Raw genomic sequence first — 20,318 nt, forward strand, 5'->3', positions numbered from 1 at the left:
GCCTCAACTTCTTTTAATCGAAATTATAACCGATTTTTGGTAAAATAACCCCCTATTTTGTGTTTAGGATAAGGTGATGGCGCTGAAGATAGCTATAAACGGATTTGGCCGCATCGGCCGCTGTGTTACCCGTCTAATCGCCGCACGTAATGATGTGGAGCTTGTCGCGATCAACGACATGGCTTCAATCGATATGGTGCTCTATCTATTGCAAAATGATTCCGTTCACGGACAGTTTGAAATTGATGTGAAAAAAGTGGAGGATGGGTACCTTCAAATCGGAAAAAATACGGTTCGTATTCTGTGTGAAAAGAATCCTGAAAATCTTGATTTCGGTGCACTGGGCGCGGATGTTGTTTTCGAGTGCAGCGGTCTATTTTTGAGTGGAGCATCAACGTCGCATCATTTGGCAAAAGGGGTTAAAAAAGTGATTCTCTCCGCCCCAACCCAAGACAGTGCAATTCCGACATTCGTCTTAGGGGTTAATGAACATTTGTATGCGGGGCAAGATATTATCTCGAACGCTTCGTGCACAACGAATTGTTTGGGGCCGATTGCCAAAATCATTGATGAGACATTTGGGATCGAAAAAGGGTTGATGACGACGATCCATGCGTATACGAACGGTCAAGCGATTATTGATTCGGCGCATGGGAGCGATATGCGCCGTTCACGTGCGGCAGCACTCAACATGATCCCTACCACCACCGGTGCGGCAAAAGCGATCAGTATCGTCCTCCCGAATCTGGAAGGGAAGCTTCATGGGCAAAGTGTTCGTGTCCCTACTCCGGATGTCTCGATGGTCGATTTGAATGTTCTGGTAGGTAAGTCAACTACCAAAGAGGAACTAAGCGCTCTTTTTAAGTCGTATGCAAATGGAAAGATGCAGGGGATTTTAGAAGTGGATGAACGTTATCGTGTTTCGCAGGATTTTGTCGGGTCGTCTTACAGTGCCACAGTGGCAGATGACTTGATTCAAGTTATTGACGGAAATCTGATTAAAATCATGGCATGGTACGATAACGAATGGGGCTATTCAAACCGCCTTATCGAAATGGCATTGTTTATTAATAAACAATAAAATATAATAAATTTAATCTTACAGTAAGAGGAAATAATGGAATTATTGAACATCAAAGAGTGTGACATCTACGGTAAAAAAGTATTTATCCGATGTGATTTTAATGTCCCAATGGATGATTATGGCAATATTACCGATGATCGCCGTATCCGTTCAGCCCTTTCAACGATCAATTATTGTCTTGATCAAAAATGTGCAATTATTTTGGCTTCTCACTTTGGTCGTCCAAAAGGGGAACGTGATGATAAATATACTCTTGCTCCGGTAGCTCGACGATTGCATCAGTTATTAAAAATAGACGTACAGATGGCGGAAGATGTTGTCGGAGAGAGTGCGATGAAACTCTCAGCGCTTTTGAAAGGGGGAGAGATTTTATTGCTGGAAAATCTTCGTTTTGAAAAAGGGGAGACGAAAAACAACCCTGAATTCAGTGCTTCTTTGGCGTCGATGGCTGAAGTATACATCAATGATGCATTTGGTGTGAGCCATCGTGCCCATGCTTCGGTTGAGGGTATTACACAACATTTTGATAATGCCCATAAAGCAGCGGGTTTTTTACTCCAAAAAGAGATTCAATTTTTCGGTGTTTTGTTAGAGCGTCCGGTCAGACCGTTTGCGGCGATCGTCGGAGGATCGAAGGTTTCAGGAAAACTCGAAGCACTCATTAACCTTTTACCGAAAGTGGATAAAGTTCTTATCGGTGGCGGTATGGCGTTTACATTTCTCAAAGCCTTGGGGTATGATGTCGGTAATTCATTGGTTGAAGATGATTTGTTGGATGAAGCGATCAACATTATGAATGAAGCCAAACGTCTCGGTGTCAAATTCTACCTTCCGGTGGACGTTGTTGCCGCTGAGAAATTTGCTCCTGACGCGATGAGCCGTTTATGCAGTGTCCAAGAGATCCCTGCCGGATGGATGGGACTGGATATCGGACCGGCAACGGTACGGCTTTATCGTCAAGTACTTGCGGATGTTCAAACGATTTTATGGAATGGACCGATGGGTGTGTATGAAATGGATCGCTTTTCGCGAGGATCCAATAAAATTGCCCATTTTGTTGCGGATTCGTATGCAACGACGGTAGTCGGCGGCGGTGACACGGCTGATTTGGTTCAACGCATCGGATTGGACGAGGAGATGACGTTTATCTCTACGGGCGGCGGAGCATCGTTGGAATTACTCGAAGGAAAAATTCTTCCGGGCGTTAAACCCTTAATGAAATAAATATGACTAAATTCCGTTCGTGGTGAGCTCGTCGAACCATGAACAAACCGCTTACCCTTCGACAGGCTCAGGGCGAACGGATAATGTGTCAAGAAGCCTAAGATAAAGGAGTTACCATGATTTTATGCGCTAATTTCAAAGCGAACAAAACACGTCAAGAGACACGTGCTTATATGGCGGTAGTGGAGTCATTTGTAAGTGCAAACGATATCAGTGATACGATTATTGTATTTCCTCCCTTTACGGCGCTAGATCATGACCCCCGTAATGTTTTGATTGGTGTTCAAAACGCTTACCCTGTCCAAAATGGTGCGTATACCGGAGAGATTGCACTTGAGCAGCTCGAAGAATTCGGGATTAAGACGATCCTCATCGGTCACTCTGAGCGTCGTCACGTTATCGGTGAGACACAAGAACAGATTGCGGCAAAATTCCGTTTTTTCGCGGATCAGGGATTTGCAATCGTCTACTGTGTCGGTGAACCTCTCGAAGTACGTGAAGCGGGTGATGCTGCCCTGCTGTCGTATATTGAGAAACAGTTTGAGGGGATTGATCTTTCATATGGTGATTTGATTTTGGCGTATGAGCCGGTATGGGCAATCGGAACGGGGCTGACTCCATCCAATCGTGATATTGAACTGCTTCACGGAGTACTTCGGGGGAAAACGCATGCGCCATTGCTTTATGGCGGAAGTGTAAAAGTGGAAAATGCGGGTGAAATCATGGCTTTAGAGAATGTGGACGGTGTTCTTGTCGGATCAGCCTCTCTCAGTGCCAATGATTTTTGCGAAATGATTGCTCAAGCAGCGGAATTAAATACAGAAGAGGAGAATAATTAATGTTAATGCAAGGGAAAAAAGGTCTGATCGTAGGTTTAGCCAACGATAAATCAATCGCATACGGGATCGCACAGGCATTGCACGCTCAAGGGGCGCAAATGGCGTTCACCTATCTCAATGAAGCGTTGCAAAAACGGGTAGAACCGATCGCAGCGAGTTTTAATAACTCCCCGGTTTACAAACTTGATGTTTCCGATGAGAACGATATGGAAGCGATTGCGGCAAAAGTGGCGGCGGATTTCGGTCAAATTGACTTTTTGGTTCACTCAGTTGCATTTGCTCCGAAAGAAGCACTTACCGAAGGTTTTATGAAAACGTCTAAAAGCGCATTTCAAATCGCAATGGATGTTTCGGTCTATTCTTTGATCGATTTGACCAATCGTCTTGAGTCTGTTTTAGCTCCGGGTGCATCGATTATCACCCTCAGTTACCTCGGCGGACCGAAATACATCCCGAACTATAATGTTATGGGAGTTGCTAAAGCAGCGCTCGAATCAACGGTGCGTTATATGGCGGTAGAGCTTGGCGCATCAAAAGGACAACGGGTAAATGCGATCAGTGCAGGGCCTATCCGTACCCTTGCAGCCAGCGGTATCGGTGATTTCAAACAAATTCTGAATTGGAATGAGGCCAATGCGCCACTTCGTAAAAACGTTACGATCGAAGAAGTCGGAAACTCCGCGATGTATTTGCTCAGTGATCTCTCAAGCGGTGTAAGTGGTGAAGTTCATTACGTTGATGCGGGTTATAATATTATGGGAATGGCAGCTGTTGAGAAAAATGCAGAAGGTAAAAGCGTATTTTGTTGGGATGAGAGAGAATAAAATCTCTCCCAGTGTTACCAATAGTTACTTTCCGATAAGCGGCATTCTGTTTAACATATCGATGTGGGAAGGATCTTTCGGTTTTCCTGCATTCATCTTCTCTTTATTTTCTTGATACACTTTCCATTTATCCGCATATTTTTGCAATGTAAACGTTTCATTGATATCCGTATTAGGAACTTCCATCATTTTAGTCTCTGTAATGACCTTCCCATCGGGTGTTGTTGTCGTTGTTGTAACCTCTGACGTTTTGGTCAACGGTGACCATTCTTCTTTTAACCAAGCATCCAAAGCACGTTGCATTGCACCCCCCTCAGTCGCCGCAGGAGTATTGGGCGACACAGAATGAAGTGATGCGTTTTGTGACGGGGCTACCCCTTCACGATTAGCACATCCAACGAGGAGTAAGGTGCTTACAGCGGCAGTTAACAGGTGAATTGGATTCATTAGCAGTTTCCTTTGGATTATTTGATAATTTGATACTAAGTTGAACTATACCACAAAGCGTCCTAGATTTATGATGATTATTCATTTAAAAAATTAAACAAAAATGTAATACTCCGTAAAATAGGGATTTTTGATTAGTAAACCATGAGTAAATGAAATTTATTTTTTACAGCTATGTTTAAGAATAGCGGCGTTACAATTAACCCCGACGAAACAAAAACATAAGGTCAAGCTTAACTTAAGGAGAATCAATGAAGTTAGTTAAAATGAGTCTTGCAGCAGCAGTGTTGCTAGGAGCGAGCGCGTTCGCAATCGATAATGTAAAAGTAAGCGGGGATGCGAAAGTATTCTATAGCACAAATGATTCAGGGACTGGTACAAATACTGATTTATTTGATCAAGCTCAGAGTGCAGCTGATACTGCTTTGCGTCTTGGTGTAACCGGTGATTTGGCAAAAGGTATTTCATTCGGTGTGACTGCAAATGCAGTAAGTACTCTTGGTCTTGAAAACAACCTTGTAGCAAATACTTGGACAGGTGCACACTATCACAGTGGTTCAGTTGATGATCAAGCATGGGTTAGTGAATTGTGGATTGCTGCTACTCTTGGTAAAACAACTGCAAAATTGGGACGTATGGAATTAGATACTCCATTTGCATTTTCTGAAAAATGGTCAGTTGCAGCAAATACCTTTGATGCAGCAGTATTGATTAATCAAGATATTCCGGACACGACTTTGGTCGGTGCATGGGTAGGAAAAGGAAATGGTGTAAACGTACTAGGAGCTAACGGGCTTCTTGGTGTGACTGACAATCGTCAAGATATCGACGGTACAACTGCAGGTACTCAAGCTCTTGGTATTGATGGTATTCTAACAACCAATGCGAAGTTCACAACATTTGCAAAACAAGGTGCGTATGCTGCAGCATTGGTGAACAACTCGTTCAAGCCTGCTACCGTACAAGCGTGGTATTACAATGTTGGCGGTGTCGCTGATGCATATTGGTTGCAAGCAGATATCGATTGCCAACTTGTTAAAGGTGTCAAAATCGGTGCACAATACGCAAATATGGATCCAAAAAGTCTTTTGGCTGATGCTGGTGTAACGAAAGATTCTTCTGCATTTGCAGTTAAATTAGGTTATGAAGGTGTTGAGAATCTTAAAGTTTCAGTAGCATATTCAGATGCTGATAATGATGGCACATTGAAAATTGCAAACGTTGCAACCAATAATCTTTCTGCAGCGCAATCTAAATTGTACACTGAAGCATGGTGGAACTATGGATACGTAGGTGCTCCAGGCGCTGAATCTGTGAACGTAACTGCTGAATACAACGCAGGTGTCGCTAAATTAGGTGCGTATTATACATCTGTAGATAACGATATTGTTGGAAGTACTAAAAATGTTGATGAAGTAACATTGACTGCTTCTAAATCTTTCGGACCATTGGATGCGACTTTGGCGTATATCTCAACCGATGCTGATGATCAAAATTCTGGTTCAGATTACAATACGGTTCAAGCATACTTAACTCTTAACTTCTAAGAGTTTTTTGCTTCTTTCATCCCTTTCGGGGATGAATTCTTCTTTTACCCTTTCTCCTCTTTCGCTATAATCATCCTATGAAATATTTTCTCAAATCATTGCTCTACACATTTTTAATGCTTTTTCTGATCTCGGTCCTGTCGTTTGGGGCGATTCATATGGCGCCGAACAGTTTTATGGGGGGGGAACTCAACCCTAATATGACTCCTGAAGCGATCGCACAGCTGCGCTCTATCTACGGGCTTGATAAGCCTTTGTTTCAACAATATTGTGATTGGGTTGTTAATCTTCTTACGCTCAATTTCGGTATCTCGTTTGTCAGTGGTGCACAGGTCTCTGATGTCGTGGCGGATCGTCTTCCGGTAACACTGTGGATGAATGTCATTGCGATGGCGGTTACGTTTGCTCTTTCACTATGGATGGGGATTAAAGCGGCATTGGCGCACGGACGTAAAGCCGATACGATTACGAGTCAGTTCGCACTGCTCAGCTTTGCGATGCCGTCGTATTATCTGGCACTGGTGGCGATGATGGTTCTGAGTGTTACATTGGGATGGTTTCCGATTGCGGGGATGCATTCACTTGAGCCACCTGAGGGATTCGGATATTATATTGATATGGCATGGCATTTGACCTTGCCGATTGCGGTTATGGTCTTTGTCGGGGTAGGGAGTTTGGTTCTCTATATCCGCTCTCTAACCCTCGAAATCCTCAAAAGTGACTATATCTATTTTGCCCGCTCACGTGGAATATCGGAGATTAAAGTTATCCGCTACTATATCCTCCCCAATCTTTTACCGCCGATTGTGACGATGTTGGGATTATCGTTGCCGGGACTTATCGGCGGATCGGTGATATTGGAATCGATATTTGGGATCGAGGGGATGGGACAGTTGTTTTATCTATCGGCGATGAGTCGGGATTATCCGGTGATTATGGGGATTTTAATGATGAGTGCGTTTTTGACGTTGATCGGGAATCAGATTGCGGATGCGGTGTTGTTGAAGTTGAATCCGTTTGTAAAAAGATAATACTGCCACCACAACATACAAGAGCAAGGTCGCCCGCAGTAGTGCGGAGGCGTACCGACAGCGATTTGTTGTGGGGGCGATTTTCTTTTGATACTTTTCTTATGAAAAAGAAAAGTATGTATAAATATTAATTCCCGAATAGAGCTTCGAGCGAACTTAATCCCTCTTTTTTCTCTTCCTGAGCTTTCTCACCCATTTGAGCACTTCCGCCCACTTCATTGAGCTCGATGGTATAACCTGTCAACATCGACGCAAGACGGATATTAATCCCACTTTTTCCGATTGCTTTGGATTTTTGATCGCTTGGAAGGGTGACAACCGCTTTTTTCTCGTCACCGTTTTCGGAAACCACAACCGCACTGATGATCGCTGGGCTCATGGCACGAGAGATGAAAAGTTCCGGTGATGAGCTGTATTCTACACAGTCGATATTTTCCCCGCACAACTCTTCACTAACTGCATTGATACGGACACCGCGTACACCTACGGTTGCACCGATCGGATCGATCTGAGGACGGTTGGTGTAGAGGGCAATTTTCGCACGCTCACCCGGGATACGAGCACATTTTTCAACGACGACGATACCGTCTTTGATCTCAGGTACTTCAAGAGCTAAAAGCTCTTCGAGAAATTTAGGAGCAGTACGGGAAAGCTCCATCGAAATACCGTTGGCTTTATCTACATGGACGCGGCGAACAATGGCGCTGACCATATCACCCACTTTGAATTTTTCACCTTTGATACGGCTTTTCATCGGTAATACAGCACGGATTTCATCAATCTCGATAGTAGTATTTTGATCTCCGTCAACACGGGTGACACGACCGGAGACGATTTGGTTGATTTTACTTTTGTATTTATCGTATAACTCATTCTCTACGAGGCGTTGAATATGAAATTCGATTTCGCGGTGTAAAGCGGCAAATGCGCTGCGCCCGTAGCTCTCGATATCGTGTTCCATTTGGAGCTGGTCGCCGATCTCAGCTTCGTCATCAATCTCTAATGCATTAGTGATGCTCATATAAGCACCCGCTTCTTCCCCTTCGATTTCAGGGGCATCATCAGCCACAACCGTGATGATTTGGCGGAGTTTTACCGCTTTTGTGCGATCATCGATATCCGCTTCAAAAGCGAATGTCGGATTGATAATTCGTTTAGCGGTTTGGATAAATGAGGTTTTGATCGCTTCTTGGACATTTTCGCGGCTCAGCCCTTTTTCGTTGGCAATTGAATCAATAATATCTAAAATATTTTCCATAGGACTATCCTCTTGATTAGTGGTAACTCATAAAAAATTGGTTGGTTGGGAAAGCTTTTTTATGAAGGATAGGTATTATACATAAATTTCTCTTAATAGGATATTTATCATATCACCGCTATAATCCCCCTAATATCAAGAACTCTATAAAAGGGAAAAGCAATGGAACTCAAACTCGCCCGTAGCGAACACGACACCAAACCTCGTAAAATCGACCTCAAAAAAATCACTGAGATGGTAGAGAAAAGCAACTCGTCTATCCTCTATTTTGACCGTGAAAACTCACACAAAGACCTTCTTGCGCTTCAAGATCATTTCGAAGGCGAAGGTAAAAGTTTTTACATGCGCGAAGTAAAATTTGGACTTTCAGCTAACGAATACATGTACGAAGTACATATTTTATAGTCTGAATGAGTAAGAAACTTTTTATCGAGACGCTCGGATGCGCGATGAATACGCGTGATTCTGAGCACATGATCGCGGAACTTAACGCCCATGAGGGGTATGAGCTCACCGATGATGCGAGCGCTGCCGATCTCATCCTCATCAATACCTGTTCCGTCCGCGAAAAACCGGTACACAAACTCTTCTCTGAACTCGGTGTTTTTAACAAACTCAAAAAAGCGGACGCTAAAATCGGCGTGTGTGGATGTACGGCGTCTCATTTGGGTAAAGAGATCATCAAGCGCGCACCGTATGTCAATTTCGTTCTCGGTGCCCGAAATGTCTCTAAGATTGCCGATGTATTGCACCGTGATAAAGCGGTTGAAATCGAAATCGATTATGATGAATCACAGTTTGCCTTCAAAGATTTCCGCAGCAGCCCCTATAAAGCCTATATCAATATCTCGATCGGTTGTGATAAGCAGTGTACGTTTTGCATCGTTCCGAAAACCCGTGGGGATGAGATATCAATTCCTCCCGATTTGATCGTCGCCGAAGCGCGTAAAGCGGTAGACAGCGGTGCGAAAGAAGTTTTCCTCCTTGGTCAAAATGTTAACAACTACGGTCGCCGTTTGTCGGGGGGGAATGAAAAAATCAACTTCACTGAGCTTCTTCGTCGTGTGAGTGCAGTGGAAGGGTTGGAACGTATCCGATTCACCTCTCCCCACCCGCTTCATATGGATGATGAATTTATCGAAGAGTTTGCCCGCAATCCAAAAATTTGTAAATCGATGCACATGCCGCTTCAAAGCGGATCGACTGAGATTCTCAAAGCGATGAAGCGCGGATACACCAAAGATTGGTTTTTAAACCGCGCTCGCAAATTGCGGGAGTTGGTTCCTAATGTGAGTATCAGCACCGATATTATCGTCGCGTTTCCCGGAGAGAGTGATGAAGATTTCGAAGAGACTATGGAGGTGCTGAATCAAGTTCGTTTTGAACAGCTCTTTAGTTTTAAATACTCCCCTCGTCCATTGACAGAAGCGGAGAAAATGGCAGAAGTGGATTCAGAAGTGGGTTCCGAACGACTCAGCAGACTGCAAGCAAGGCATGATGAGATACTCGATGAGATGAAATTGGTCAATTTAGGTAAGATCGTTGAGGTCTATTTTGAAGAGTTGCGCGAGGGTGGTTATGTTGCGGGTCGCAGTGATAATAATCTCGGGGTTAAAGTTAAGGGGAGCGAGGAGATGCTAGGCACAATCGCATCGGTGAAAATTACGGAGGTTTCGCGTAACGTCCAGTATGGAGAGATCATTGCGTAAAGAACTTCTTCGCAAACTTGCGTTGTGGTTTATCCCTCCTATCGGAACACTCCTGATTCGTCTTATTTATCTTACGAACGCAAAGCGGTTTCATCTTCCCAACGTTATCCCTTCAGAACCCGTTATTTTTGCTTTTTGGCACGGAGATTTACTGATGCAACCGTATCTCTATTACCAATTCCGCAAAGACCCTAAAGCCAATGTTTTGATTTCCGATCATTTTGACGGTCAGATTATCGCACGTATTATGCGTTATTTTAAACTGGGGACGATTCACGGCTCTACCACTCGCGGAGGAGCTAAAGTACTTATTCAGGGGCTTAAATCACTCAGTGAGGGGTATGATATAGGAATAACTCCCGATGGTCCGAAAGGGCCTCGTCATGAGATGAGTGACGGAGTTGTGATTATGGCGCAAAAACGGAACACCAAAGTGATCGTTTACAGCTGTGTCCCCTCAAAGTTTTGGCAACTCCCCAGTTGGGACCGTTTTAGTGTTCCAAAACCGTTTGGAACCCTTGATTTCTATGCGTCTGAACCTATCGATGTGAACGGATTGGAGATGGAAGCGGCCAAAGCGGTGATCAAAGAAAAATTGATGGAACATGTACTCTAAGGTGCTGCGACGATGAGTGAACTCCATCGTGCCAAAGAAGATTTTTTAAAATATCTCGATGGGATACGGGGATATTCAGCTCTTACCATCCAAAGCTATCATGATTCGATCGATGCAATGCTCTGTAACGCTGAAATCGAGGAAGAATCAGGGGTATTGTCGATCAATCTTATGCCTTTACGACTCAAAATCGCTTCGCTCAATCCCAAATCGATTGCCTCTAAACTCAGTGCCATCCGAAGTTTCATCAAATACCTCCGTTCACAAGGAAAAATTGTTGAGCTTAAGGGGGATGAGAGTGTGAAAATTCCCAAAACTCTCCCGAAACCGATCGCACATGAGCATGTTCTTCATGCACTTCAATACGCTGAACCGACCGCTAAACTGGCCATTATCCTTTTGTATACGATGGGACTTCGTATTTCAGAACTTTCCCATCTTCGTGTTGCTGATATGTCGGATGAGTGGTCTCGTATTCGAGGAAAAGGGTCAAAAGAACGCGACATTCCGATGATTGAGTCAATTCGGGTGATGGCACAAGAGTATCTTGTTCATTACCCTTCCAAAGAGTACGTTTTTGAGGCTTTGGGTGAAAAATTAAGCGAAAATAGTCTAAGATATATAATTACCAAGGCATTCGCAAAGGTTGGACTCAAAGTGACACCTCATCAATTGCGTCATACGTATGCGACCGAACTGTTAAACAATGGTGCGCGGATTGCCGATGTTAGCGAATTGTTGGGTCACGCAAGTATGGCTACCACACAGATTTATACCAAATTGGGAAATGCTTTGAAAATGGATCATTATCGTCAATCGCATCCATTATGCCTTCCTCATGGGGAATCTTTGTGATAGCGTGGTTATATCAGAAAATCTTTATCGCTATTGTTCCCGATGGAGGCTCTTACGACGTACGTGTTGTTACCCTCAAACAGAAAAAACTCCTCTCCAAAGAGAGCCGACATTTTGAAGGATCCACGGCATACGAGGATATGGCGGGGTATGTGCGAAAACGACTTGATATTTCTCCTCTGCATTATATTGCCATCTTAAATCCGGGAATGAATCAAGGGGCATTGAACGGCTGTTCATTGCACGACATTGCAGAGGATTTAAATGGAGCCAAAACTCTTTGCCGTAATCAAAAATGGCTTCTTTATACTTCGATATTGGAACTTGAAACGCTGAAAAAACAGTATTCTACTCTAGGATTGGATTTTGTCTTTTCACCGTTTTCGATTATTGAAAATTTTTTTAGAGATAAAATCGGCACCGGATTTGCCCTTTACGCATTGGCTCAAAAAGATTCGTTCAGTGTTGCATTTTTTGATGATGGGAAACTTGAATACGCACATCATTATCCGATGCACCGACATGAAGGAGCAGGGATTGAACAAGAAGGAAATGTCATCGGATTTACCGTCGGTGTCGAAGAAGACGAAGTGGTTGAACGAGGGATCAGTCTAGATGATATTGAAAATTTGGACGATTTGGACATTATTGATGAACTGGATAATCTAAGTGATATCGAAGATCTTGATGCTCTCGAGGATATAGACGAATTCAGCGATGATCAGCCTACCATTGAAGAGAAACGTTTAGTTCTTCCGCGCAGTGATGAGATCAAGCAGGAGATGGAGGGTTTCAATGACGATTTTGCCCGGTTTGAGTTTATTCAAAAAACTCTCTCCCGTTTTTACGCTTCAGAACAATGCAATGATCGTTTTGTAGAAACGGTCTATATTGCTGATGCGTACGGGAGCGGAGTTGAGCTGAAGCGGTATCTCGAGGAGGAACTTTTTTTAAATGTATTGATCCGCCGTATCGATATGGGTGATGAGGTGATATCTCTCGCAATGAGCGAAGAGGAGGAACTGTGAAACACAGTTTTATTACTCCGAACCCTAAGCGTCTTATCAGTGGAGAACTGCGCCTCGTCCTTTTCTTTTTCATTGTTACCATTATGATGTTAGTGGGAACTTATCTCTTTTTAGAATATAAAACGTATGATTTTATCGATGAACGCGAAGAAGTTGTACAGCAAGAAAAATCGTTAAAGCACTCGATTACTCAAATGGAAGAAGAGATCAAAACAATCGAAAAAGAGGTAAAAATTGCCGAGCAGATTACAACCGATAATACGGTTATGAAAGAGAGCATTCGCAATTTGTTCGATCTGGTCCCTGATGATATTACCCTTGATCGCGCCGAGCTGGAGAGTTCATCGCTTATTTTATACGGTACGACTCCGAATAAAGATACCTATGAATATAGGCTTCATGCTCCGCTCCGCTCTATTTTTCATCGTACTTACACCAGTTTTTATCCGATAGAAAACGGATGGTATCGATTTGTATCATCGAATTATTTGGATGATGAAACGATGACTCAGGGCGAGGAGATCAAATGAACCGTCAAACGCTCTATATCGTCATTCTCTCGGCTGTCCTTTTAATCGCGGTGATTTTGTTCTCTTTTTTCTTGTTGATTCCGACAGGGAAAGAGTATCGATCATTGCGCCTTGAGAGTAAAAAAGAGTTTCAACAACTCGATGTGGCACAGCGGGAACACGATCAAACACAAGAGCGTCTCAAAGAACTTCAAGAACGTAATGGGCATACGATTAAAGCGTTTAACACCTCTTTTAACCCTGATCACTTTGAAAAAATTTATAAACAAGAGTTCACCGATCTGTATCTAACCGAAGTGACAACATTTGAAACAAATGGGAGTTTTACGGTTTACGAAGTGAATGCAACCTCTAAAATTACATCACCGGAAAGTTTTTACAACTTTATTGAATCGGTCAATAAAAGTAAATGGATAATCGGGGTTAATTTTCCGATCCATTTTGAGAGAGACGGGGATAAAATTCGCTCAAGTTTTACTATGAGAGTGCATAATGCCTCTTTGGAAAAAGAAAAAAATGAAGAAGCATCTCTTCCTCCTAAGAAAGAAACGAAAAAGCATGCTCCCATGAAGGAACATACTCCGCCGCCTCACCATTAAAAGGGGATTATTTCATCCCTTTGGCACGATCATGGGCCGCATGAATCGCTTCCATACACCCTTCTCTTACTTTCCCTTTTTCCAATGCCCCATAACCGGCGGCCGTTGTTCCTCCCGGACTCATAACGGCATCTTTTAGGAGGGCAGGATGAGTGGTTTGGATCAATTTGCCAAATCCATTGAAAAGGCCGCGCATCAATACCATGGCATCATCACGTTTGAGCCCTTCACGTACCGCTCCATCACAGAGTGCTTCGGCAATGAGAGCAAGATATGCCGGTCCGCTTCCGGCGAGGGCGGTTGCAATATCGAGCTCTTTTTCACTGCTAAGCCAGAGGGTTGAGCCAATCGTTTCAAACAATGCGATTGCATTGGTCACGATTGTACTGTCGCCGACCAAAGAGGTCATAGAGGCTCCCGCTTCCGCAGCAAGGTTAGGCATTGCACGGCAATACGTACGTGCAGAGATTATTTTAAGTGCTGCCAGGGGTGTACCGGCCAAAACCGAGTACAACGCATGCGCATTCCCTTTTAGATAAGGGGCTACTTCGTTAAGGTTAGAAGGTTTGACACACAAAATAACCGTTTTATTGGTGATATCGGCATCCGCGTAGAGTGTTTTTTTAAGCGGGATATTCAAGGATTGCTCGAATTTTTCCATCGCAGCCATGCTTCGGCCGATCACCTCGATCGCATGGGTTTCACAAAGGCCTTTTGCAAGGGCAAGGGCCATTTTCCCGTTGCCGACGAAGGTGATTGATTTAGCCATTGGTAGATCCCTTGAGGTATTTTTCAACCGGCTCGGCAATTCCGAAATCGGCACGGTTATCGACGATAATCTGGGCCATGGTTTGATTGTCGGTATTAAAAATCAGAGGTGCGATAAAATTGATGGTCGATTTTTCGATGGGCGTTTGTAAAATCATAATGTTATAAATCAAAAGGTTGCTCTCAGGGGTAATCCCCAACAATCCTTGGAGTGAGGAAGGGATATCGAAAGAGTATTCGCGTAATGCAAAAGGGTTGATTAAGGTAAAAGAGGGACCATCTCCAACACTTTCTAACCGTAAAAAAATTTCGTCCAGTTTTTGAAGCTCCATTTTCGAGACTGCTTCAAAACCCAGCAGGGGAAGTTTTAAATCAAATTGCATAACTACCTTCTTATATCTATAATGGACTGATTTTAACACATCAAACTAAAAAGTTTCAACTCATTGTAGGGGTGTTTAATCTCTTTACGGTAAAATAGCTGATAATTTCAAATAGAGCGTAGGTTTTCTCAATGATTAGAACATGGTTAATCGCAATGACGGCACTTATTCTTCTTACCGGATGCGGTAAAGAACTCGAAGAGTTTAATAAGCCTGCAGAGTATTGGTATGAAAAGATGGTTACGGCAGTTTCAAACGGTAATCTGGAAAAAGCAGACAGCTATTTTAGTTCACTTCAAAGTGAGCATATCAGTTCTCCATTTTTAGCGGAAGCAACCATGATTATGGCTCAAGCGCATATGGCGCATGATGAATATCTGCTTGCGGAACATTTTCTTAATGAATATATCCGTCGTTACGCCACTCCTGCAGGGCGCGAGAATGCGGAGTTCTTGAAAATCAAAGCAAAATTCTTGGCCCTTCCGAATCCGGGACGGGATCAGGGATTGATCGATGAAACGTTAAAAGGGGTGGAGACATTTAAAATGAGTTACCCGTATTCCACCTATTTACCGCAAATTAATACGATGGAAACACAATTGCAACTCGCTCGTGGAGTACTGAATGAAAATATTGCCCAAATGTATGAGCGTTTAGGCAAACCTAAAGGCGCAGGGTATTATCGTTCAATGGCTCCGGTAACGTGGATTAAAGCGGATGAAGTCGTCAATGCCGATATTCCGTGGTATCGTGAAATGTTTGAAGGTGATGGAAGCAGCAGTTGGTATGATTTCCTTATTCCGAAAACACGCAATGTCATCTCTATGGATGATAATCAAAGTAAATAAGAGGATTTTTTCCCATGCAACTCAGTAATTACAGCTCTTTCCCCACTAATTTACCGGTTATTGCCGAAGATGAGCTTTTTTTATATCCATTTATGATCTCACCGTTATTTCTAAACGATGAAAAAAATATTGCCGCTGCTGCCGAAGCGATTGAAAATAACTCTCTCGTGATCGTATGTCCTGTGAAACCGGAACACGAAGGGGAGCGAGAAGGTGATTCCGTTTATGATGCCGGAGTAATCGGTTCGATAATGCGCAAGGTTGTGTTACCTGATGGCCGAATTAAGGTACTTTTTCAAGGATTGGCGCGTGGTCATGTAATTGAGATGGTTCATGATAACCCTCTGCGTGCCCATGTCGATTTGATATCGTCCAATGCGGTTAATGAACTCAAAATGGATGCAATTTTGGAAGTGCTTCGTGAAAAAGTACGTGCACTTTCACAGGTAAGCAACTATTTTCCCCCCGATTTGCTTCGTACGATCGAAGAGAATCACGAATACAATCGTATCGTCGATTTGATTTGCAGTTCGATCAAGATCAAAAAAGAGAATGCCTACAAACTTTTTATCGAGCGTGATCCGGAAAAACGGTTTTTGATGTTGATTGATGAATTGATTGAAGAGACAGAAGCTTCCAAGCTCCAAAAAGAGATCCGATCCAAAGTTCATTCCCGCATTGAAAAAGTGAACAAAGAGTATTTTCTCAAAGAACAGCTCAAGCAGATCCAAAAAGAGCTGGGAACCGATACCCATCGTGACGAAGAGATCGAAGAGTTCCGCAAAAAGCTTGATGCCAAAAAAGATAAAATGCATCCTGATGCGTACAAAGAGATCAACAAACAGCTGGAGCGCTTTGCACGGATGCACCCTGACAGTGCCGATGCGGGGATGATTCAGACCTATCTCGAATGGGTATTGGAGATTCCTTACGGTGATGAGTCAAAAAAAGCGCTCAATATCCACGACGTCGAAAACCAGCTCAACAAAGATCACTTCTCACTCAAGAAACCGAAAGAACGTATTTTAGAATTCTTCTCGGTCAAAGAGTTGTTGGAATTGCGCGGTATTGCCGATAAAGAGGGGCGCGGTGCGATTCTCTGTTTCGCGGGCCCTCCGGGTGTGGGTAAGACTTCACTTGCCAACTCGATAGCCACAGCGCTTAAACGCCCTCTTGTGCGAATCGCACTGGGTGGACTCGAAGATGTTAACGAACTGCGTGGACATCGTCGTACCTACATCGGTGCCATGCCAGGGCGAATCGTACAGGGTGTGATCGAAGCGAAAAAAATGAATCCGGTCATCGTCCTCGATGAGATCGACAAGGTAGCGAAATCGCATCGGGGTGATCCGACGGCGGTATTGTTGGAGATTCTCGATCCGGAGCAAAATACCCATTTCAGAGATTATTATCTCAACTTCAACCTCGATCTCTCCAAAGCGATTTTTATCGCGACGGCGAACGACGTAGGACAGATTCCGGGACCGTTGCGCGATCGGATGGAGTTTATCTCGGTAAGCTCTTATACGCCGCAGGAGAAATTTCAGATCGCTAAACAGTATCTGATCCCTCAGGAGTTGAAGAAACACGGTCTTAAACCGGCGGAACTTTCGATTTCGAAAACGGCATTGGCAGAAGTGATCGAAAAACATACCCGCGAAGCAGGTGTTCGTAACCTTCGCCGCCGTGTTGCCGATATCGTCCGTAAAGCGGCGAAAAAGATTCTCGAAGATCCGAGTACCCAAAAAGTGACCGTGAGTTTGAAAAATCTCAAAGACTTTTTGGAAAAAACAATTTTTGAGATCGACCGAACCGACCATATCGATCGTATCGGTGTTGTCAATGGTCTTGCATGGACGGCAGTGGGCGGCGATGTTTTGAAAATCGAAGCGATCCGTATCAACGGTAAAGGGGTATTACAGCTCACCGGTAGTTTAGGGGACGTAATGAAAGAGTCTGCCCGTATTGCCCTCTCGGTTGTCAAAACGTTGATTGACGAGGGAAAAATTACGGTAGATCACTCGATTATTCCTCTCAGCCCTACTGAGCGTGAAAACGATCTCCCGGTCGATGCGAGCGAAGTGTATAAGCGATTTGACCTTCATATCCACGTACCTGACGGTGCAACACCGAAAGATGGTCCGAGTGCAGGGATTGCAATGTCCACCGTTATCGCATCGATTTTGACCAACAAAAAAGTACGTGCCGATATCGCGATGACGGGTGAGGTATCCCTCACTGGAAATGTTCTTCCGATTGGCGGATTGAAGGAAAAACTGATCGCCGCACACCGTGCAGGGATGAAGCTGGCTCTTATCCCTCAGAAAAATTATGATCGTGATTTGAGTGATATACCGGATGAAGTGAAAGCAGCGATCGAAATCGTCGGCGTGAGTCGGATTGAAGAAGTTCTCAGTCGCCTTTTAATCGACGGATAACACGCATAGCTTCGGGTGAACCGTAAAGGTATCCTCGAAGTTTGCTACCTACTTTTAGTTTTCTGCACTCTTCCTTGAACCCTTTATCCATGACAACGTTATGCTCATACGGAGCGATAAACGTATAATTACCCTCGATCGATACTACAGTGTGACGGGCGATAATATGTTCACCACCACGCTTCAACGCCTCTTTGTCATGTTGGCTGAGCAAATATCCTCTATTTTTAAAAAAGGTATCAATTCCAACCATTAATGAGCGGATATTTTCAGGATTTCGGGCATAAGAGAGAGCCTCTACACACATAAAATCAACGGGGTGAATTAGCGATTCGCTGTCTTCTTCGAGATAACGAAAGCTTCGGCGGATAGCATCACGATATTCACGCATCATCGGAGTGCTGTATCGATGCCGAAAAGCATTTCGGGTATAGCGCTCATCCGCATTGCTCTCATCGATATGATGGGGGATATGGTGTTTGTATAGATACCCTTCAATCGATTCGCGATCCCATTCGAGAAGGGGACGGAGGATTTCAATCCCCTCACGTTGATCGTGTGAACGGATTCCCAGCATCTCCGGTAAACCTGATCCTCGGCATATTTGCATCATCAGCCACTCCAAACGATCATTCAGCTGATGGGCGGTGAGAAGATAGGTATAGCCGTACTTTTTCATCAGATAGCCAAAAAATCGGTATCGCTCTTCACGGGCACGATGTTCGAAATTGCTTCCTGCAAGATGGCAAGAATGGGTGTGGCATTGAAGATTGTGTTTTTGGGCGAGATCAATGGCGCTTTGCGCTTCATGCTCACTGGTGTCGCGGGTGTGATAGTTGACATGGGCAATATCAAATGCAATATTATGCTCAAGGAGAAGATGAAAGAGGGCAGTCGAATCGACCCCTCCCGAGAAAGCGAGGAGAACTCTCCCCTCTTTTAGACGCTCAAGATGGAGAAGTTCAGACATTTCCCGTTACGGTTGCCAGAGGGCGTTTTTCGGCAAGTTCCGTGATGCGGGCACGGTAGATTTTTCCGAAGCTGAGTTCGCCCTCTACTTCACGATCGTTGACGTAGATTTCGCCGTCTACTTCCGGTGCCCAGTTAAGTGCTCGGGCGCTCAGGAGAAATTCGTGCTCGTCACTTTCACCGTCGATGATGATGTCGATTTCCTGACCGACAAGTTTTTGCAGACTTGCCACTTCGACATCGGAAGCGATTTCCCCCAGTTTTTTAGCGCGGGCATTGATCACTTTGGAGGGGATTTTTTCGTCCATCGTATAGGCGCTTGTTCCCTCTTCGTCAGAGTAGCTAAAGACGTTCAGACGATCAAATCCGAAACTCCCTGCAAACTTTGCCATCTCATCAAACATGGCTTCAGACTCTTGCGGGTGGCCGACGATAAAGCTGGTGCGGATAAAGGCATTAGGGAGTGCTTTCATGGCATTAAGGAGCTCAAGGGTTTTTGCTTTTCCAAATCCCCGTTTCATGATGCGAAGCATATCATCGTTGATGTGCTGGATCGGCATGTCGAAATAGTTGTGGAAAACTTTGGAATCACCGATCGTTTTGATCAGCTTCAACGTCGTGGTAGAAGGGTAGAGATAAAGGATACGGGCACTTTTTACCCCGTCGATCAATTCGATCCGTTTGATAAGGTGGATGAGACCATCCGAAATATTTTGGTCGCGTAGATAGGAACTGGAGTCTTGGGAAACGAAGCTGAAATCATAGTACCCTTTGGCCACTAACCCTTCAACCTCTTTTGCGATACTCTCTAAATCTCGTGAATGGAGTTTTCCTTTGAACGAGGGGATAGCGCAGAAACTGCATACCTGATTACACCCTTCGGAGAGTTTGATGTAGGCATGATACGTCGATCCCGTAACGACCCGCTCGGCACCGTCGATAAGGTAAACTTCAGGGGTAAAGCGACTCTGTTTCGCAGCGAGAAGTTCGTCGATTTTGTCGTAATCACCCACTCCGGTGAAAATATCGACTTCGCTCAGTTCTTTGGAGAGTTCCTCTTTGTACCGTTCAGAGAGACATCCCGCCATAACGAGAACCGAATCACTCTTACGTCCCGCGTCGAGATTAAAGATCGTGTTGAGCGACTCTTGTTTCGCCGCATCGATGAATCCGCAGGTATTAACGATAATGACATCTGCCTCACCGCTCGCATCGGTCATTTCAAAATCTTTAAGACGCCCAAGCATGACCTCGGTATCGACGAGATTTTTAGTACAACCTAATGAAACTATATGGAGTTTTTTGGACATTTACCAACCCT

General features: G+C 44.1%; 21 protein-coding genes. 15 read left to right on the forward strand and 6 right to left on the reverse strand.

Annotated features, from left to right (window positions below; translation table 11 throughout):
* Positions 1–76: 76 nt before the first annotated feature.
* From gap to fabI, 4 genes are all read left to right on the forward strand, one after another.
* Positions 77–1,081: a type I glyceraldehyde-3-phosphate dehydrogenase gene (gene gap, locus B649_RS01295; protein WP_015652690.1), complete on the forward strand. Its 1,005-nt coding sequence runs from the start codon at positions 77–79 to the stop codon at positions 1,079–1,081.
* Between the two features lie 36 nt (positions 1,082–1,117).
* Complete coding sequence (locus tag B649_RS01300) at positions 1,118–2,308, forward strand: phosphoglycerate kinase (protein ID WP_015652691.1); 1,191 nt, start codon at positions 1,118–1,120, stop codon at positions 2,306–2,308.
* A 116-nt stretch (positions 2,309–2,424) separates the two neighbouring features.
* The gene (locus B649_RS01305) at positions 2,425–3,147 is read left to right on the forward strand and encodes a triose-phosphate isomerase (protein ID WP_015652692.1); all 723 of its coding nucleotides are present in this window, start codon (positions 2,425–2,427) and stop codon (positions 3,145–3,147) included.
* Positions 3,147–3,971, forward strand: a complete 825-nt coding sequence (fabI, locus tag B649_RS01310; protein ID WP_015652693.1) for an enoyl-ACP reductase FabI — start codon at positions 3,147–3,149, stop codon at positions 3,969–3,971. Before B649_RS01305 ends, fabI begins: the two co-directional genes overlap by 1 nt.
* A gap of 24 nt (positions 3,972–3,995) precedes the next feature.
* On the opposite strand, the gene B649_RS01315 is transcribed toward fabI, so the two are convergent.
* On the reverse strand, positions 3,996–4,418 hold the full coding sequence (locus B649_RS01315) for a hypothetical protein (protein ID WP_015652694.1): 423 nt from the start codon (positions 4,416–4,418) through the stop codon (positions 3,996–3,998).
* A gap of 251 nt (positions 4,419–4,669) precedes the next feature.
* On the opposite strand from B649_RS01315, the gene B649_RS01320 reads away from it, so the two are divergent.
* Together B649_RS01320 and B649_RS01325 are read left to right on the forward strand one after the other, a co-directional pair.
* Positions 4,670–5,965 carry a porin gene (locus tag B649_RS01320; RefSeq protein ID WP_015652695.1) on the forward strand — a complete coding sequence of 432 codons (1,296 nt, stop codon included), beginning with the start codon at positions 4,670–4,672 and terminating at the stop codon, positions 5,963–5,965.
* A 77-nt stretch (positions 5,966–6,042) separates the two neighbouring features.
* The gene (locus B649_RS01325) at positions 6,043–6,996 is read left to right on the forward strand and encodes an ABC transporter permease (RefSeq protein WP_015652696.1); all 954 of its coding nucleotides are present in this window, start codon (positions 6,043–6,045) and stop codon (positions 6,994–6,996) included.
* A 127-nt stretch (positions 6,997–7,123) separates the two neighbouring features.
* Here the strand turns inward: B649_RS01325 and nusA are convergent, their stop codons facing one another.
* Positions 7,124–8,254, reverse strand: a complete 1,131-nt coding sequence (gene nusA / locus B649_RS01330) for a transcription termination factor NusA (protein ID WP_015652697.1) — start codon at positions 8,252–8,254, stop codon at positions 7,124–7,126.
* 162 nt (positions 8,255–8,416) lie between these two features.
* On the opposite strand from nusA, the gene B649_RS01335 reads away from it, so the two are divergent.
* The 7 genes from B649_RS01335 to B649_RS01365 are packed head-to-tail and all read left to right on the forward strand — an operon-like array spanning position 8,417 to position 13,591.
* Complete coding sequence (locus tag B649_RS01335) at positions 8,417–8,659, forward strand: HP0268 family nuclease (RefSeq protein WP_015652698.1); 243 nt, start codon at positions 8,417–8,419, stop codon at positions 8,657–8,659.
* A 5-nt stretch (positions 8,660–8,664) separates the two neighbouring features.
* The gene (miaB, locus tag B649_RS01340; protein WP_015652699.1) at positions 8,665–9,963 is read left to right on the forward strand and encodes a tRNA (N6-isopentenyl adenosine(37)-C2)-methylthiotransferase MiaB; all 1,299 of its coding nucleotides are present in this window, start codon (positions 8,665–8,667) and stop codon (positions 9,961–9,963) included.
* Positions 9,956–10,579: a lysophospholipid acyltransferase family protein gene (locus tag B649_RS01345; RefSeq protein WP_015652700.1), complete on the forward strand. Its 624-nt coding sequence runs from the start codon at positions 9,956–9,958 to the stop codon at positions 10,577–10,579. Before miaB ends, B649_RS01345 begins: the two co-directional genes overlap by 8 nt.
* A 12-nt stretch (positions 10,580–10,591) precedes the next feature.
* Positions 10,592–11,434 (forward strand): tyrosine-type recombinase/integrase, encoded by an 843-nt coding sequence (locus B649_RS01350; RefSeq protein WP_015652701.1) that lies wholly within the window; start codon positions 10,592–10,594, stop codon positions 11,432–11,434.
* The gene (locus tag B649_RS01355) at positions 11,431–12,462 is read left to right on the forward strand and encodes a hypothetical protein (RefSeq protein ID WP_015652702.1); all 1,032 of its coding nucleotides are present in this window, start codon (positions 11,431–11,433) and stop codon (positions 12,460–12,462) included. The genes B649_RS01350 and B649_RS01355 overlap by 4 nt, the downstream gene beginning before the upstream one ends.
* Positions 12,459–12,992 (forward strand): hypothetical protein, encoded by a 534-nt coding sequence (locus B649_RS01360; protein ID WP_015652703.1) that lies wholly within the window; start codon positions 12,459–12,461, stop codon positions 12,990–12,992. Before B649_RS01355 ends, B649_RS01360 begins: the two co-directional genes overlap by 4 nt.
* Complete coding sequence (locus B649_RS01365; RefSeq protein WP_015652704.1) at positions 12,989–13,591, forward strand: hypothetical protein; 603 nt, start codon at positions 12,989–12,991, stop codon at positions 13,589–13,591. Before B649_RS01360 ends, B649_RS01365 begins: the two co-directional genes overlap by 4 nt.
* 7 nt (positions 13,592–13,598) lie before the next feature.
* Here B649_RS01365 and B649_RS01370 read toward each other — a convergent pair whose 3' ends face one another.
* Both B649_RS01370 and fliW read right to left on the reverse strand, forming a co-directional pair.
* Entirely contained in the window at positions 13,599–14,360 is a 762-nt protein-coding gene (locus B649_RS01370) for a pyrroline-5-carboxylate reductase (protein WP_015652705.1), read from the reverse strand.
* Positions 14,353–14,742: a flagellar assembly protein FliW gene (gene fliW, locus B649_RS01375; protein WP_015652706.1), complete on the reverse strand. Its 390-nt coding sequence runs from the start codon at positions 14,740–14,742 to the stop codon at positions 14,353–14,355. The genes B649_RS01370 and fliW overlap by 8 nt, the downstream gene beginning before the upstream one ends.
* A gap of 131 nt (positions 14,743–14,873) precedes the next feature.
* Here fliW and bamD point away from each other — a divergent pair, with 131 nt between their 5' ends.
* Together bamD and lon are read left to right on the forward strand one after the other, a co-directional pair.
* Positions 14,874–15,590, forward strand: a complete 717-nt coding sequence (bamD, locus tag B649_RS01380; protein WP_041192367.1) for an outer membrane protein assembly factor BamD — start codon at positions 14,874–14,876, stop codon at positions 15,588–15,590.
* Between the two features lie 14 nt (positions 15,591–15,604).
* Positions 15,605–18,028, forward strand: coding sequence for an endopeptidase La (lon, locus tag B649_RS01385; RefSeq protein ID WP_015652708.1), 2,424 nt, complete (start codon positions 15,605–15,607; stop codon positions 18,026–18,028).
* On the opposite strand, the gene tilS is transcribed toward lon, so the two are convergent.
* Together tilS and rimO are read right to left on the reverse strand one after the other, a co-directional pair.
* Complete coding sequence (tilS, locus tag B649_RS01390; RefSeq protein ID WP_015652709.1) at positions 18,003–18,998, reverse strand: tRNA lysidine(34) synthetase TilS; 996 nt, start codon at positions 18,996–18,998, stop codon at positions 18,003–18,005. The genes lon and tilS overlap by 26 nt on opposite strands.
* Positions 18,991–20,307: a 30S ribosomal protein S12 methylthiotransferase RimO gene (rimO, locus tag B649_RS01395; protein ID WP_015652710.1), complete on the reverse strand. Its 1,317-nt coding sequence runs from the start codon at positions 20,305–20,307 to the stop codon at positions 18,991–18,993. Before rimO ends, tilS begins: the two co-directional genes overlap by 8 nt.
* Between the last annotated feature and the right edge of the window lie 11 nt (positions 20,308–20,318).

Source organism: Candidatus Sulfuricurvum sp. RIFRC-1 (genome assembly GCF_000310245.1).
In the GTDB taxonomy this organism is placed as follows: Bacteria; Campylobacterota; Campylobacteria; order Campylobacterales; family Sulfurimonadaceae; genus Sulfuricurvum.